Below are 15,775 nucleotides of genomic sequence, written 5' to 3' on the forward strand. Positions count from 1 at the left end.
AAAGGAAAACGTTTACAATGAATCCTGCTGATTATTTGGACTCAAATAGTCTATTTTGCATGCAAATAACGCTAACTACCTGATAAACAACCAGAGTGGTCTGATCAGCGTAAAACAGCCGTGATAATTGCAGTTGCCTCGACCTCACCAAGGGGTTGCGGGTATCCTTGTCCTTCGATTAACCCCTAACTGGCCTTCTCTTCATGCTCTCTACTCGCCTTAAAGCCACCATTCGTCAAACCTATCGCCAGATTTCGGATGGATTACCCGGTTTTGTGCCGCGCAAAGAGCAGAACTTTCTGGTGGCCGAGATAGCAAAAACCCTGACCGGCGAGTACGACAAACAGCGCCGTATTCTGGTGGCCGAAGCGGGCACCGGTATCGGCAAATCCCTCTCCTATGCGCAAGGAGCCATCCCGGTGGCGCGGCTCACCCAGAAGAAGCTGGTGATCTCTACCGCTACCGTGGCCCTGCAAGAGCAGCTGATCCACAAAGACCTTCCTTTTTACCACCGCCACAGCGAGCTGCCGTTTCGCTTTATGCTGGTCAAGGGGCGTCAGCGCTACTGCTGCGAGCATCTGCTGGAGCAGGCAGCCAGTGGCGCCGAGATGGCCAACTTCGAGCTCGACTTTGGCAGTCTGAGCAAGTCCAAGCCATCTGACAGCGACAAAGATCGCTACCAGGCCCTGTGGCAGGCCTACACCAATGGTAAATGGGACGGGGATCGGGACAACTGGCCGGAGCCCATTCCCGACACGTGCTGGGATCGCATCGCCGCCGACCGCCACACCTGCAACAAGGCGCTGAGCCATCACCAGCACTGCCCATTTCATCGCGCCCGCAACGACATGGAGAGCGCCGATGTGCTGGTCGTCAACCATGCACTGCTGCTCTCCGATCTGACCATGGGCGGCGGCATCATTCTGCCGCCCCCCGATGAGTGCATCTATGTGCTGGATGAGGCCCATCACCTGCCCACTATCGCCCGGGATCACGGCGCGGCGTCGGCCAGCGTCAAAGGCTCGCGTCGCTGGCTGGAGAAGCTGGTACAAAGTGCAGGCAAGCTGGCGCGGACTCTTAATAAAGAGAGCCTGCTCGACCCCCAACTCAAACTTCAGGATGCACTGGCCTCCATCCAGCCCGACCTGAAGGCGGTCGAGCAGTGGCTCAGCGCCAACGATCGGCTTTTTGGCAGTGAACCCCACTACCGCTTCGCCGAAGGGGTATTGCCGGATCCCCTGCCCATGCTGGCGGAGAATCTCAAGGAGTCGAGCAAGAAGGCGCTGCGGGCGCTGGATCGGATGCAAGGAGCCATCGGTGAAGCGCTGAAAGATGGCGAGATCCGCCGCAAGGAGGCCGAACCTCTGCTGGCAGAGAGCGGTTTTCATCTGCAACGGCTGGAGAGTTTCTGCGCCCTCTGGGAGATGCTGGGGCGCCATGTGCCGACCGGTAAAACCCCGCTCGCCCGCTGGATGGCCAAGAGCGATGACGGCGATATCTGGCTGCACGCCTCACCGATTGAGGTAGGCTATTTGCTGGAGGAGTGGCTCTGGTCGAAATGTCTGGGAGCCGTACTGGTCTCCGCGACCCTCACAGCACTCTCTTCCTTTAGTTATTTTCGCCATCAGGTGGGGCTCAAGGAGCACGACGGTACCCGCTATCTGCGCCTGCGCTCACCCTTTGACTATCAGAAAGCCGAGCTCTATCTGCCCAAAATGGAGCACGAACCCAACTCGCCGGCCTTTACCAACGAGCTCATCAGCGTACTGCCACGTATTCTGGCGGGCAAGGAGGCGAGTCTGGTGCTCTTCTCCTCCTACCGCCAGATGAATGAGGTGGCCATTGGCTTGCGAGCCAAGGGGCTGTCACTGCTGGTGCAGGGGGAAGCCTCCCGCAATGCCCTGCTCACCCTGCACAAACAAAAATGCGATGGCGGTCAGGCCAGCATCCTGTTTGGTACCGGCAGCTTCTCGGAGGGGCTGGATCTGCCGGGTCACTACCTTACCAATCTGGTCATCACCAAGCTCCCCTTTGCGGTGCCCAACTCGCCGGTCGAGGAGGCTACTGCCGAGTGGGTGGAGCAACGAGGCGGCAACCCCTTCCTGCAACTGACGGTCCCGGAGGCATCGCGCAAGCTTATCCAGGCCTGTGGCCGCCTCATCCGCAAAGAGGCCGATCGGGGGCGAGTCACCATTCTGGACCGCCGCCTGCTGACCAAACGTTATGGCAAGGGGTTGCTCGACGCCCTCCCCCCGTTTACACGGCGGATCGAATAAATAAGTCGGTCGCTATTGATAAACAAACTGACAGCAGCGCGAACATCGACCACCAGAAAGAGCCATTGCCGCAGTAGGCCAAACCTGTAAAAATGAGCCCCTGTTTTCAGTGGGCAATCGCCTGACTGTTCAAGGAGATGAAATGAAACTGACTGTTCTGGTACCGGCGCTGGCTGGTCTGTTGTGGGCCGGTAGCGCCCTTGCTGATGCCCAATTGGAAGTGACCACCCCGTATGTCGTCCAGCTGATCGATGGTCAATCCATCAACCCCAAGCTGCTCGACAAAACCAGCACCTTCCCCCTCTCTGCCGGCAAACACCAGTTGGTCGTCGCCTTTGAAGGCAACTACTCCAGCCGTAACGAAATCAAGCTGGTGACCGCCGAGCCGTTGGTGCTGAACTTCACTGCTGCCGACAACCAAAAGCTGGTGCTGGACTATAAAAAGCCCCGCAACGAAGCCGAAGCCAAGCAGTTTGTCAAAGAGCAGAAAGTGGCGCTGAAAGACAAGGTCAGTGGTCAGCAAGTGAGCAGCGAACAGTTCGTGATGCCGAAAGTAGAGGGCTTCCAGCTGACCCGTGACTATCAGCAAGAGCTGATCAACATGGGGAAAGCCTTCAACCAGCCCAAAGCAGTGGCCGTCTCTTCTGCTGCCGTGATGGCTGCCGCCAGCGCACCGGTTCAGGTTGCCCCCAGCAAGGCTCAAAGCAATCCGGAAGCGCTGACCCAGTTGCAAAACTGGTACAACAAGGCAGATGCGGAAACCCGCAAAGCCTTCCAGATCTGGGTTATCCAGCAGCAATAAGCCGGGCTGAGAGATTGACTGAAAGGGGAGCCAAGCTCCCCTTTTCCATATCCTGCGGTCTCACTCACGACGCGTCTTGATTTATGCGCTGCCACTTCCCCTTTATATAGGGAGTGTATATATGGATTCATCTGCTGATTTCATATATAGAAAGCGCCACCTTGCCAGGGAGAATGGCACCATGTCGTTGCGCATTTTCTATCACCCCCTCTACTCCTCCCTGACGCTACCCGAGCGCCATCGCTTCCCGCTGGCCAAGTATCAGGGGCTGTTTGAGCAGTTGCAGGCGCAGGGTTACCCCCTGGGCGAAGCGCCAGCGGCCACCCGGGAGCAAATCTGTCGCATTCACGATGCCGATTATGTCGCGGCGGCCCTGAGCGGCCAGCTTGAAGCTCGCGCCATCCGCAAGATCGGTTTTCCCTGGTCACCCATGCTGATAGAGCGCACCTTGCGCTCGGTGGGTGCCACTATTGCCGCCAGCCGCCATGCTCTTGAGCAGGGATGCGGCTTGCAGATCTCCGGTGGCTACCACCACGCCCATCGGGATCACGGCAGCGGTTTTTGTCTGTTCAACGATCTGGTGATTGCCGCCCAGGCTTGCCTCGACGAGGGGCGCTGTGAACAGGTGCTGATCGTCGATCTCGATGTACATCAGGGAGATGGCAGTGCGACCCTGTGCGCCGGAAGGCGCGATATCATCACCCTCTCCTTCCATGGGGAGCACAACTTTCCCCATCACAAAGCCGCCTCTCACCTCGACTTTCCGCTGCCAAGCGGCATGACGGACGATGCCTATCTCACCACACTGCAACAGGCACTCTCGCTGGCACTGCGGCTCTATTCGCCGGATCTCATCCTCTATCAGGCGGGCGTCGATGTGCATCATGCCGACGAGCTTGGTTATCTCTCCTTGAGCGATGCAGGGGTTCGCCTGCGCGATGCCATGGTATTTGACTGTGCAATCAAGCATGGGTTGCCCATCGCGGCGGTGCCCGGTGGCGGCTATCGCCGCGACTGGCAGCAGCTGATCCCGCTTCATATGTCGCTGTTTGAGACGGCATGCCACCGTTTTGGCTGATGGCATGGCTTTATAGCGCGGACACCCCATCAGAAGTGGGCGGGCACTTCACCAGATAAAACAGAAGAGGCGACCCCTGGGGTCGCCTCTTCGTGTTTCGTCATCTGGGTCACACAAGCTCGCTCGTTGCCAGGCAAGCTCGGGACGCCTGAGTATAACTATTTCTGACGCTTGCGGGCGTACTTGCGACGGGCGCGGGCCTGACGCTCCTCTTCCCGCTCGGCCTTCTCTTTGGCTTTTTGCTCGGCTTCTGCGGCGGCTTCGACAATCTCGACGCTCACCATCTCCGGCGTCTCCAGCGAGATGCGGCCAAGCAAGCCGGAGCGGAACTCGTTGATCAGGATCTCGGACGCCTTGTGCAGGTCGGCCAGCCCCCCTTTGCGCATAAACGCCCGCTGGCGGGCGATCATCTCCAGCAGTTCGATCTCGGTCTCGGGCAGCTCGTCAATCTGGTAGCGCGCCTTGATCCGCTCCGGATAGGCCTTGATGAAGTAGTCAGCGGCGAACATGGCGATATCGGCATAGTCGAACACTGTGTCCTTGATGGCCGCTGTGATGGCCAGACGATAACCGCAGGAGGGCGGATTGAGCTTGGGCCAGAGGAAACCCGGGGTATCGGTCAGGATAACGTTGTTATCCAGCTTGATCCGCTGCTGGGACTTGGTCACCCCCGCCTCGTTGCCGGTGCGAGCGATGATGCGCCCCGCCAGGGTATTGATCAGAGTGGACTTGCCCACGTTGGGGATCCCCATGATCATCGCCCGCACGCCGCGTAGCTCAAAATTGCGCTCCGGCAGCATCTCGTGGCAGAGAGTCAGCAGTTGCTTGATCTTCTCCGGCTCTTGTTGCGTCAGCGGCAGCGCCTTGATCCCCTTCTCTTTTTCCATGTGTGCCACCCACAGATCGGTGATCGCCGGATCGGCCAGGTCCGCCTTGTTCAGCACCTTGATCACCGGGGTATCACCACGCAGCTCGGGCACCAGCGGGTTTTCGCTGGAGAAGGGGATGCGGGCATCGAGCATCTCGATGATCACATCGACCTGGGGCATGACCTCGGCAATCTCTTTGCGGGCCTTGTGCATGTGACCGGGGAACCAGTTGATGGACATATCCGTTACTCTCTGTGGGGGCTGCGGGCGCGCGCATGGAACAACAGGCGCTCTGCCGCGGGCATCGAACGAAGGGGGCGCATTTTACCTGCTGCGGGCCTCTTTTGACAGGTCATTCTAACCATCACCTCATCAAATCAGCAAACCGCCGAGGCGGAGCAACCTTGCCGGAAGCGACCGGACCAACTGGCTCAATTGATAGATAACACATTGATATAGTGTAACATTTTCATCACTTTTTCACACAACCGTCACCGATAGTCAGTAAAAGTGTCATCTACCCCCTCTAGGCTGCGCTCAGGTTTTACAAGGAGCGAACCCCAATGAGAAAAATGGCAGGACTTGCAGTGATGATCGGCGCCGCCCTGGCTGCCGGCTGCAAATCAGACAATGACACGGTGGCGACCAAGCCCGCAGCCCAACCCACCAACGTCATCTTCTTCCTCGGTGACGGCATGGGCCTCAACACCCTGACGGCGGCCCGCATCTACGGTGTCGGCGAAGAGGGTGATCTCACCATCGATACCCTGCCAGAGACGGCCTTTATCAAGACCTTCTCCCACGATGCCCAGGTCACTGACTCGGCCCCCTCCATGGCGGCCTACATGACCGGGGTCAAGAGCAACAACGGTGTCATCAGCATGGACGGCGACGCCACCTATGAGAGCGACTGCAGCAAGAGCGCCGGCAAGCCGGTGACCACCCTGCTGGAGCTGGCCAAAGCCGATGGCCGCGGTACCGGTGTGGTAACCAGCACCCGGGTAACCCACGCCACCCCGGCGGCTACCTATGCCCATATCTGCAACCGGGATCTGGAAGCGGATATCGCCGTCCAGCTGGTACCGGGCGGCAAAGGCTACAACAGCGCCCTCAAGGAGGGGCTGGATGTGGTGCTCGGTGGCGGCAGCAGTTTCTTCCTGCCCAAAGCCGACAAGGGCAAGCGGGAGGATGGCCGCAACCTCATCAGCGAAATGCAGGCCAAGGGCTACCAGTTTGCCAGCAATCTGGATGAGCTGAACAAGGCCGATGCGGGTAAGCCGCTGCTGGGGCTGTTTGGTTCCAGCCACATGAAATATGACCTGGACCGCCCTGCCAGCGAGCCGTCACTGGCCCAGATGACCCTGGCCGCCATCAAGCAGCTCAAGGGCAAAGAGAAGGGTTACTTCCTGATGGTGGAAGGGGGCCGTATCGACCACGCCCTGCACGACACCAACGCCAAGCGGGCGCTGCAGGACACCATCGCCTTCGACAACGCCATCAAGGCCGCCATCGACGAGGTGAAAAAGAGCGACCCCGAGCTGAAAAACACCCTGATCGTGGTCACCGCCGATCACGACCACACGCTCGTGCTCAACGGCTATGCCAAGCGCACCGGCAAGACCACCGCCGACAACCCCGGCGTACTCGGGCTGGTGAAGAACTACGAGACTGGCGAGCCAAGCAAGGATAGCGAGGGCATGCCCTACACCATCATAGGTTTTGGCAACGGCTACAACCGGGTAGATGGCCCGCGCAGCAGCGTTGCCCCGCTCGACGATGCCACCGTCTCCGCCAATGACTACCACCAGGAAGTGGTGGTCAAGGTAGGCGAAATCGGCAACGAGACCCACGGCGGCACCGATGTCTTCCTCGGCGCCATCGGCAAGGGGGCTGACAGCTTCCATGGCTCACTCGATAACACCGCCGTGTTCGGCAAGATCAAGGCTGCGGCCAAGCTGTAAGGAGCACTTTCATGAGCAAACAGATGAACACATCCATCAAGCACACGCTGGTCTGCGCCGCCCTGTTCAGTGCGCTGGGCGCAACCTCCCAGGCACAGGCCGGTGATGCCAAAAACGTCATTCTCTTTATCGGTGATGGCATGGGCCCCACCGTGCTCACCGCCACCCGCCTGTTCAAGGTGGGGGAAGAGGGCAATCTGGAGATGATGAAACTGCCGCGCAGTGCCCGCATCAAGACCTTCTCCAACGATGCCCAGACCACCGACTCGGCCCCCTCCATGGCGGCTTACACCACCGGGGTCAAGATGAACAACGAGGTGATCGCCATGAGCAGCGACACCAAAGCCGTCGCCCCCGGCAAAGACGTCAATGGCAACAAAACCGTCAACAATTGCAGCAGCGATAACGGCAAGCCGGTGCCCACCATCCTGGAGCTGGCCAAGGCGGCAGGCAAATCGGTCGGGGCCGTCACCACTACCGAGCTGACCCACGCTACCCCGGCGGCTACCTACGCCCACATCTGCCATCGGGATGCCGCTTATGACATCGCTGCACAAGCTGTTCCGGGAGGAACTGGTTTCAACCAGGCGCTTGGGGATGGGGTCGATGTGCTGATGGGCGGTGGTGCCAACCACTGGACCCCCTACAGCGCCAGCAACAAGGGCGGTCGCAATGACAACCGCGACCTGACCGCCGAGATGAAGGCACTGGGATACAGCTATGTCACCACCCAAAGTGAACTGGCCAAGGTCACCAGCGGTAAGGTGCTCGGTCTGTTCAGCAGCAAATCCCACCTCGACTACGAGCTGGATCGGGTCGCCAAGGGGGCTGCCAATACCCAGCCGTCTCTCTCCGAAATGACCGCCAAGGCGATCGACCTGCTGAGCAAGAACAGTCAGGGTTATTTCCTGATGGTAGAAGGTGGCCGTATCGATCACGCCCTGCACGGCACCAATGCCAAGCGCTCGCTCACCGACGCGGTGGCACTGGATGAGGCGGTCAAGACGGCGCTGGGTAAAGTGGATCTCAACAATACCCTGATCGTGGTCACCGCCGACCATGACCACACCATGACCATTAACGGCTACTCCGCCAAGGGCAATCCGGTGCTGGATCTGGTGAAAAATGGCGATGGCTCGACCCAGAACGACGTGGATGGCAAGCCCTTCACCACCCTGGTGTTCGGTAACGGCCCCAATCGTGCGGCCGTGCGCCCGGTCCTCACCAGCGATCAGGTGATGGCCAATGACTATCTGCAGGAGACCGGCGTCAAGCTGACATCGGAAACCCATGGCGGCGGCGATGTTATGCTGTTTGCCGATGGCGCCGGCAGCAACCGCTTCAAAGGCACGCTGGATAACACCAAGGTGTTTGGCAAACTGCGGGAGGCGCTCGGCCTGTAAGCAGCAGGGGCCCGGGTGCATCTGAGCAATTGACTCAGCGGCCCGGGCCCCGGCTCTTTCGAGCGACAGATGATGATGCGACTTTTGCTTTCGTTATGGCTGCTTGGCAGCACCCTCGCCTTCCCCCTGCATGCTGACGACACGCCCCCGGATCTCGCCGCCCGGATCAGCTATCACGACCGGAACACCGGCAGCGATGGCATCGCCAGAGAGAGTGTCTGGCAAGAGAAGTGGCTGCGCGTGGGCAATCAGGTGTGGAGCCAGCGGCTCATTCCCCTCCCCCTTGCCCGTGCCTATCATGCCACTCACGACGCCACCCCCGGCCACAAGCACTTTACCCACCAGATGGCGGCCCGCTGGGTCAGCCGCAGTGATGTGGGTGAACTTCAGCTGCACTATGCCGACAGCTGGCACAACCAGCTGGTTGAAGTGCCGGTGGAAGAGTATGGCCAGGTGGCCTTCAAGCCCGACTGGCTGCGGATCCGCCATCTCGTCAACCCGGGGCTGATCGAGGGGATGACCCCGCTGGATGAGGCCGCCCCCGAGCAGGCCCGCTGGTATGAAAAACGCGAAGGGCAGCAACGAACCCGCATTCTCTGGTCGAGTCAGTGGCAGATCCCGCTGGTGGTCGAATCGGCCAGTCTCGACGGCTATCGCAGCTACCGGATGGAGGTAACCCTGCGCAAGCTGCCTGCTCAGCTCCCCTGGCAGCAACTCGCTGATTACGAAGTGCGCGATCTGCGGGATTTCTTCGACTGAGATCCCAACCCCTCAGCGGGCACAACGACAACGCAGGCAGGAATGTTACACTCTGCTCATTCGACTCTGACTCACGACCTTGATGCGCGCTCTCTGCCTGCCCTTTTTGACCCTGCTGTTATTGCTGGTGAACACCAGTGCCCAGGCTATTGTGCTGGTGGCGGCCGAGCTGCCCCCTTACGTCATTCAGTCCTCCCATGGTAAACCCAGCGGGGTGGGTATCGAGATCATGGAGGAAGCAGCCCGCCGTCTAGGCGAGCCGCTTACCATCGAGCTGATGCCACTTCCACGTGCACTGACCCAGACAATTCATCGCCCCGATGTATTGATGATACCGCCCGTGCGAAGCAGTCAGCGAGAGCACCTCTATCAGTGGGTAACGCCCATCCTCGATGAGCAGTTTTTGATCGTCAGCGATCGCCGGTTTCACCCAAAAGCACTAAAAAGCAGCGATTTGAAAAACCTTGATGTGGGCGTGCTGCGCTACTCGTTTGGTCAACACCTACTCAAACAACGCATCGGGATCCGGGGAGAGACAGTGGCAGATGAGCAACTAAACGCTCATAAACTCCATCGCGGTCGCATTGATGCCTGGGTCGCAGCATGGAATGTCATCCTGTATGCCCAACAACAAGACAAACGCTCATCACAACAGCTGGTTCGCGGGGAAGTGTTGATGAACACCCAACTGTTCCTCGCCGCTCACAAGGATTTCCCCTTCAAACAGGCGCAGCGCTGGCAAGCCGTGATAGACGAGATGCGCCATGATGGCACACTGGCGCGGATCATCCGTCAGTACAACTATCAGGCTCCTGAGTAGTCACTCAATCACGGTTGCCAAGGCCGGCCAGAATGGTTATGGTAGCCCCATGAAAATACTCGCTATTTCCTCGCATTTGCTCACACCCTGCTGAGCCCCCGCCTCGCTCCTTCGGCCGCGAGTCGCTTGGGGGCATGGCATTTTCAATCGATTGAACCTGTTGAATCCATTTTTTGTAACACTTTGCGTGATGGCCAACCTGCACCCGCCGGTATGGGCCTATCCGCTATTGATAAGGAATATCTTATGAAACAACCTCATCTGGTTATCTCTAGCCTTGATCTGGACCGTATCGAACAACTGCTCGGCAACCACCCACAGCATCTGGCCCTGCAAGAGGAGCTGGACCGCGCCGAGATCCGCGAACCGGCCGACATGCCGCCGGACGTGGTCACCATGAACAGCAAGGTACGCTTCAAGATGCAGAGCAGCGGCAACGAGTTCTGCCTCACCCTGGTCTACCCGCGCGATGCCAAGGGCGACGAGAGCAACATCTCGGTACTGGCGCCGGTGGGCAGCGCCCTGCTCGGTCTGAAAGTGGGCGACAGCATCGCCTGGCCGGGCCCGGCCGGTCGCACCATCGAGGTCGAAATTCTGGAAGTGGTCTATCAGCCGGAGCGCGCCGGCGAGCTGCACCGCTGAGTCCCACGGGCTGGTCATCCCCCTGTTGATCAGCCCGCTTGCTCGCCCTTGCCAGCTGATCCCGATCAAGCTTTACACACCTTGCCCCCCGGTTTTTAGCCCCTTTTCCTGCTGCTGCTTGAGCCTGACTCGGGGGGCAGGTATCTTGTTGGCCGCGTCATGGTTATGACGCACCGAATTTCAGGCTGACATCATGATAAAAATTGCCCTCATCGACGATCACCAGATTGTCCGATCCGGTTTTGCCCAACTGCTCAATCTGGAGCCAGACCTGCAGGTGGTCGCCGAATTCGGCTCCGCCAGCGATGCCCTTGCCGGCCTGCCCGGCAGCGGGGCGCGCGTCTGCGTCTGCGACATCTCGATGCCCGACCAATCGGGGCTGGATCTGCTCAAGCAGCTCCCCTCCGGTCTGGCGGTGGTGATGCTCTCGGTGCACGACAGCCCGGCACTCATCGAGCAGGCGCTGCAAACCGGCGCCAAGGGATTTCTCTCCAAGCGCTGCAGTCCGGACGAGCTGATCGCCGCCGTGCGTACCGCCGCCCAGGGGGGGTGTTATCTGACGCCGGACATCGCTCAGAAACTGGCCAGCAGCAGCCGGGATCCACTCACCAATCGGGAGCGGGAGATTGCCCAGTTGCTGGCACAGGGGCTGGAAGTGAAGGCCATCGCCGAGCAGCTCGGCCTCTCCCCCAAGACGGTTCACGTCCATCGCGCCAACCTGATGGACAAGCTCAAGGTCAGCAACAACGTCGAGCTGGCCCACCGCATGCTGGATAGCTGGTGATCTCCCGTTTTGCCAGCTATGTCGCCATCGCGCTGGCGGCCTGCTTCATCTTTGCCGCCGGCTGGTTTTGCCTCTGGAGCATCAGCCTGCATCTGGCGGGCGGCCCGGCGCTGGCGGTGCTGCTGTTCCCTTTCGGCCTGCGCCTCGGCTTGCTGCTGCAAAGTCCCGGCCACTACTGGCCGCCGCTGCTATTGTGCGAAGGGCTGCTGCTCTACTGGCTCAATCTCGAAGTGGGGCTGCCCCACTGGCCTTGGCTGGTCGCGGGCAGTCTGCTGACCCTGCTACCGCTGCTGATTGCCCGTCGCCAACAGGTGCGCAACGACTGGCAGCAACTGTTGCTGCTGCTCGCCACCGTCACGGCAGCGGCGCTGCTGCAAGCCCTGCTCTGGCATCTGGCGGGGGAAGATGGCCTCTCGGCCCTGCTGCTCAGCCTGACCGGCGGGCTGACGCTGACCTCCACCTGCATGCTGATCTGGCACTACCTCACTCGCGCCACCTGGGTGCCGCTGGGGCCTGCGCTGGTGGATCAGCCGGTAGAGTGGCGCTTTCGCCATCTGGTCTGGTATCTGTTGCTGTTCGTATTGAGCCTCTGGCTGCAACTGGGATTGCCCAACTCGCTGGTACGCTTTACCCCGTTTTGTCTGGCCATCCCCATCATCGCCATGGCGTGGCGCTACGGCTGGCAAGGGGCGCTGCTCGCCACCCTGATGAACACCATCGCCCTGCTGGCCAGTCAGGCCTGGCACGATCACCCGCTGGATCTGCTGCTCTCCCTGCTGGCCCAGAGCCTCACCGGCCTGCTGCTCGGCGCCGGGATCCAGCGCCAGCGCGAACTCAATCAGGCGCTGACCCGCCAGCTCGCCCATAATCGCCAACTCACCGAGCGGCTGCTGGAGACCGAGGAGAGTATCCGCAAGGAGGTGGCGCGCGAGCTGCACGACGACATCGGCCAGACCATCACAGCAATTCGAACCCAGGCAGGGATCGTGCGCCGCCTCGCCCCCGACAACGCCGGGGTGGGCCAGAGCAGCGCCCTGATCGACACACTGTCGCTCGGGATCTATGACGCGGTGCGCGGTCTGCTTGGACGGCTGCGCCCGCGCCAGCTCGACGACATGACTCTGGAACAGGCGGTACGGGCACTGCTACGGGAGCTGGAGCTGGAACGTCACGGCATCGTCACCCGTCTGGAGTGGCAGCTGGCGGATGGGGATCTCTCCGATGCCCAGCGGGTCACCCTGTTTCGGGTCTGTCAGGAGGGGCTCAACAACGTGGTCAAACATGCCAACGCCCACTCGGTCACCATTCGCGCCCGGGCCAGCGGCGATCAGTTGCAACTGGTGCTGGAAGATGATGGCCGCGGTATGCCGGAAAGCCGCCCGCAGCAGGGCTATGGCCTGCTCGGTATTCGCGAGCGGGTACAGGCCCTCGGGGGCAGTCTGCAACTCTCCTGCATCCACGGCACCCAGCTGACGGTCAACCTGCCCAGTCGCAGACGGGAGGAGAGTCATGGCTAATCACCACCAGAGGGCCTGCCTGTGCTGAGTTTTATGAGAAGCGCGCCACCCCGGCCCCTTATCCGGGATCAGGCCGAGATCGACGCCACCTATCGCCACTGGCGGCTGCACCTGCTGCTGACCATGTATCTGGGCTACGCGGTCTTCTACTTCACTCGCAAGAGTTTCAACTTCGCCATGCCGGACATGCTGGCGAGCGGCATGCTGGACAAGTCCGATATCGGCATGCTCTGGACCCTGTTCTACATCACCTACGGCTGCTCCAAGTTCTTCTCCGGCATCATCAGTGACCGCGCCAACCCGCGCTACTTTATGGGTGTCGGACTGATGGCCACCGGCGTCATCAATATCCTGTTCGGCCTCTCGTCGGCACTCTGGATGTTTGCCGCCCTCTGGGTCGCCAACGCCTTCTTCCAGGGCTGGGGCTGGCCCCCATGCTCCAAGCTGCTCACCAGCTGGTATTCGCGTACCGAGCGCGGGGTCTGGTGGTCGGCCTGGAACACCGCCCACAACGTCGGCGGGGCGCTCATCCCTCTCATCGTCAGCACCATCGCCCTGCAACATGGCTGGCGCTACGGCATGATAGTGCCCGGTCTTATCGCCATCATCGCGGGGTTGTTCCTCTGCTGGCGGCTGCGGGATACCCCGGCCGCCATGGGGTTGCCGTCGGTGGGCGAGTGGCGCAAGGATGCGATGGAGCTGGCCCAGCAGACTCAGGATGCGGGGCTCTCCCATCGCCAGATCCTGCGCAAATATGTGCTCGGCAACCCCTATATCTGGCTGCTCGCCTGCTGCTACGTGTTGGTCTATGTGGTGCGCACCGCCATCAATGACTGGGGCAACCTCTATATGACCGAGCAGCGCGGCTTCAATCTGATGAGCGCCAACTCGGCCATCTCCATGTTCGAGGTGGGGGGCTTTATCGGCGCCCTGGTGGCGGGCTGGGGATCGGACAAGCTGTTCAACGGCAACCGTGGCCCGATGAACCTCATCTTTGCGGTGGGGATCCTGCTGGCGGTGGGATCGCTCTGGCTGATGCCCTTCTTCAGCTATGTGATGCAGGCGGCCTGCTTCTTTACCATCGGCTTCTTCGTGTTTGGCCCCCAGATGCTGATCGGCATGGCGGCGGCGGAGTGTTCCCACAAAAATTCGGCGGGGGCGGCCACCGGCTTTGTCGGTCTCTTTGCCTACATGGGGGCGGCGCTGTCAGGCTATCCGCTGGCCAAGGTGATGGAGATCTGGCACTGGAACGGCTTCTTCGTGGTGATCTCGGTGGCAGCAGGCGTCTCGGCCCTGCTGCTGCTCCCCTTCCTCAAGGCGCAGGCACCGCGCCCCCAGCCTGCCGAGATAACGTAATACTGGACTGAACAGGAGTTACACCTCCCGACCAGCCTGACAGACCCGGTTCTTGCCTTGCCGCTTGGCGCTGTAGAGCGCATGGTCGGCCTGAGTGAACAGAGGGTCAAAGTGCCACTCCCCTTGCCAGTGGGAGAGTCCCATGCTGACCGTGATGGAGAGGCCGCCCATGTTGCGGTTCGCGACCTCCTCCAGCAATCCCTCGCAGCGCTGCAGGGCCAGCACGCCGGGCTGCGAGAAGAGCAGCACAAACTCCTCGCCACCGAAACGACTGCACACCAGATCGGGCTGACTACCCAGATAGGCACCGAGCTCGGCCAGCACCCGATCACCCACCTCATGGCCATGCTGGTCATTGATCTGCTTGAAATCATCGATGTCGAGCACGGCCAGCGCGCCACTGTCACCCCACTTTTGCTGCTTCAGCTGCTCCATAAAGCCACGCCGGTTGAGCAGACCGGTAAGAGGGTCATGGCTAGCCTGCTGGCGCAGCGCCAGCGCACGATACTGGGTACAGAGCAGCAGCACCCCGAAGGTGGAAAGATAGCTCCCCATCAACATGGAGAGGAAGGGCAGCACATTGACCCCGCTCTTATCCATCAGCATCTGTACGTTGTCCTGCCAGAGGAACCAGAGCCGCATCAGGTAGAAGGCGTAGAGCAGCACGTTGACCAGGGTAAAGACCATCACCGCCGGCAGATAGTGGGGGTAACCGTGGCGCCAGACCAGATAGACGATCACCGCACCCAGCATCATGTAACTCAGGCAAGCCAGCAACACCCGGGACGCCATCCCCCCCTCCACAATGCACCAGCTCAGAAGCAGCAGATAGACCAGCATGAAGAGCCCCCCAGCACGCCAGTTCGGGGGCTGTCCGAAAAAGCGCTGCAGCGCCGGCGGCATCAACACAATGCAGAGCGTGATCAGGGTATTGGCCAGCCAGATGCCGGAGGAGCTGGGGAAAAATGCCTGTAACGAGAAAAGTATCTGGGCCACCAGCGCACAGAGACTGGACCACCACCATAACCCGATGCCCGGGATCTCCCGGTGGGTCGACCAGATAATGGAGAGCGTGATAAACCCGAGGCTATATCCCCCCAATGCCATCACCATCAGGGTAAATACATCCAGCTTCAGCAACAACGAGACATCCATATCAAAACCAGGCAGAGGGAGGTAAGTGAGTATATGAGAACCGTTTGCCAAGACCCAGAGACCCTGACTGTTTTCACAATAAAAACATATTGTTCGTCTGTTTTTCACACCACCAGATAACTCACACCATTCCGCTATAGCAGGTTTGAGATATGCAAGAAAGATAAGCCCAACCAGAATAGAGCCACATACGAGCCCCTCTCTATGTAACAAAATGTCTTGGGGATAATTTGGGCTTGAACCCACCCCATTAGATAGATATGTTGTTTTCGTGTGATTTTATGAATGAAGCCATGAGCAATAAATGTCTCTAACCTGTTGAGTCTTCTGACACAATCTGTTTTTGGTACATT

Annotated in this window: 13 protein-coding genes; 11 read left to right on the top strand and 2 right to left on the bottom strand. The window is 60.0% G+C overall.

All coding sequences use genetic code 11. The features are described from left to right. Window positions 1-203 precede the first annotated feature (203 nt). The 3 genes from dinG (at window position 204) to AB5Y82_RS15155 (ending at window position 4,156) form a co-directional block, all read left to right on the top strand. A complete protein-coding gene (dinG, locus tag AB5Y82_RS15145) occupies window positions 204-2,276 on the top strand; it encodes an ATP-dependent DNA helicase DinG (RefSeq protein WP_201912583.1) in 2,073 nt (690 codons plus the stop codon). 142 nt (window positions 2,277-2,418) lie between these two features. Next, window positions 2,419-3,078: a DUF2057 domain-containing protein gene (locus tag AB5Y82_RS15150; protein WP_042080161.1), complete on the top strand. Its 660-nt coding sequence runs from the start codon at window positions 2,419-2,421 to the stop codon at window positions 3,076-3,078. Between the two features lie 181 nt (window positions 3,079-3,259). Continuing rightward, window positions 3,260-4,156, top strand: a complete 897-nt coding sequence (locus AB5Y82_RS15155) for a histone deacetylase (RefSeq protein ID WP_368174175.1) — start codon at window positions 3,260-3,262, stop codon at window positions 4,154-4,156. A 158-nt stretch (window positions 4,157-4,314) separates the two neighbouring features. Here AB5Y82_RS15155 and ylqF read toward each other — a convergent pair whose 3' ends face one another. Next, on the bottom strand, window positions 4,315-5,265 hold the full coding sequence (gene ylqF, locus AB5Y82_RS15160; RefSeq protein ID WP_005334061.1) for a ribosome biogenesis GTPase YlqF: 951 nt from the start codon (window positions 5,263-5,265) through the stop codon (window positions 4,315-4,317). Between the two features lie 323 nt (window positions 5,266-5,588). On the opposite strand from ylqF, the gene AB5Y82_RS15165 reads away from it, so the two are divergent. The 8 genes from AB5Y82_RS15165 to AB5Y82_RS15200 all read left to right on the top strand — a co-directional run bounded on the left by AB5Y82_RS15165 (window position 5,589) and on the right by AB5Y82_RS15200 (window position 14,267). Next, the gene (locus AB5Y82_RS15165) at window positions 5,589-6,986 is read left to right on the top strand and encodes an alkaline phosphatase (RefSeq protein ID WP_005334065.1); all 1,398 of its coding nucleotides are present in this window, start codon (window positions 5,589-5,591) and stop codon (window positions 6,984-6,986) included. 11 nt (window positions 6,987-6,997) lie between these two features. Further along, window positions 6,998-8,389, top strand: a complete 1,392-nt coding sequence (locus AB5Y82_RS15170) for an alkaline phosphatase (RefSeq protein ID WP_159143486.1) — start codon at window positions 6,998-7,000, stop codon at window positions 8,387-8,389. Between the two features lie 72 nt (window positions 8,390-8,461). Continuing rightward, window positions 8,462-9,148 carry a hypothetical protein gene (locus tag AB5Y82_RS15175; protein WP_159144561.1) on the top strand — a complete coding sequence of 229 codons (687 nt, stop codon included), beginning with the start codon at window positions 8,462-8,464 and terminating at the stop codon, window positions 9,146-9,148. An 82-nt stretch (window positions 9,149-9,230) separates the two neighbouring features. After that, window positions 9,231-9,968, top strand: a complete 738-nt coding sequence (locus tag AB5Y82_RS15180) for an ABC transporter substrate-binding protein (protein WP_159143485.1) — start codon at window positions 9,231-9,233, stop codon at window positions 9,966-9,968. Between the two features lie 246 nt (window positions 9,969-10,214). After that, a complete protein-coding gene (rnk, locus tag AB5Y82_RS15185) occupies window positions 10,215-10,610 on the top strand; it encodes a nucleoside diphosphate kinase regulator (RefSeq protein WP_005334070.1) in 396 nt (131 codons plus the stop codon). A 193-nt stretch (window positions 10,611-10,803) separates the two neighbouring features. Continuing rightward, complete coding sequence (gene uhpA, locus AB5Y82_RS15190; protein WP_005334071.1) at window positions 10,804-11,394, top strand: transcriptional regulator UhpA; 591 nt, start codon at window positions 10,804-10,806, stop codon at window positions 11,392-11,394. Next, entirely contained in the window at window positions 11,391-12,911 is a 1,521-nt protein-coding gene (uhpB, locus tag AB5Y82_RS15195; protein ID WP_368174176.1) for a signal transduction histidine-protein kinase/phosphatase UhpB, read from the top strand. Before uhpA ends, uhpB begins: the two co-directional genes overlap by 4 nt. 21 nt (window positions 12,912-12,932) lie before the next feature. After that, on the top strand, window positions 12,933-14,267 hold the full coding sequence (locus AB5Y82_RS15200; RefSeq protein ID WP_021231028.1) for an MFS transporter: 1,335 nt from the start codon (window positions 12,933-12,935) through the stop codon (window positions 14,265-14,267). An 18-nt stretch (window positions 14,268-14,285) separates the two neighbouring features. Here AB5Y82_RS15200 and AB5Y82_RS15205 read toward each other — a convergent pair whose 3' ends face one another. Further along, entirely contained in the window at window positions 14,286-15,422 is a 1,137-nt protein-coding gene (locus AB5Y82_RS15205) for a GGDEF domain-containing protein (RefSeq protein WP_101529763.1), read from the bottom strand. Window positions 15,423-15,775: the final 353 nt, after the last annotated feature.

It is taken from the genome of Aeromonas sp. s13, assembly GCF_040907905.1.
GTDB classification, from domain to species: Bacteria; Pseudomonadota; Gammaproteobacteria; order Enterobacterales; family Aeromonadaceae; genus Aeromonas; species Aeromonas veronii.

Excerpts from the sequence above, each read along its gene's own strand:
- dinG (WP_201912583.1), top strand. The coding sequence starts at position 204 with ATGCTCTCTACTCGCCTTAAAGCCACCATTCGTCAAACCTATCGCCAG.
- AB5Y82_RS15150 (WP_042080161.1), top strand. The coding sequence starts at position 2,419 with ATGAAACTGACTGTTCTGGTACCGGCGCTGGCTGGTCTGTTGTGGGCC.
- AB5Y82_RS15155 (WP_368174175.1), top strand. The coding sequence starts at position 3,260 with ATGTCGTTGCGCATTTTCTATCACCCCCTCTACTCCTCCCTGACGCTA.
- ylqF (WP_005334061.1), bottom strand. The coding sequence starts at position 5,265 with ATGTCCATCAACTGGTTCCCCGGTCACATGCACAAGGCCCGCAAAGAG.
- AB5Y82_RS15165 (WP_005334065.1), top strand. The coding sequence starts at position 5,589 with ATGAGAAAAATGGCAGGACTTGCAGTGATGATCGGCGCCGCCCTGGCT.
- AB5Y82_RS15170 (WP_159143486.1), top strand. The coding sequence starts at position 6,998 with ATGAGCAAACAGATGAACACATCCATCAAGCACACGCTGGTCTGCGCC.
- AB5Y82_RS15175 (WP_159144561.1), top strand. The coding sequence starts at position 8,462 with ATGATGCGACTTTTGCTTTCGTTATGGCTGCTTGGCAGCACCCTCGCC.
- AB5Y82_RS15180 (WP_159143485.1), top strand. The coding sequence starts at position 9,231 with ATGCGCGCTCTCTGCCTGCCCTTTTTGACCCTGCTGTTATTGCTGGTG.
- rnk (WP_005334070.1), top strand. The coding sequence starts at position 10,215 with ATGAAACAACCTCATCTGGTTATCTCTAGCCTTGATCTGGACCGTATC.
- uhpA (WP_005334071.1), top strand. The coding sequence starts at position 10,804 with ATGATAAAAATTGCCCTCATCGACGATCACCAGATTGTCCGATCCGGT.
- AB5Y82_RS15205 (WP_101529763.1), bottom strand. The coding sequence starts at position 15,422 with ATGGATGTCTCGTTGTTGCTGAAGCTGGATGTATTTACCCTGATGGTG.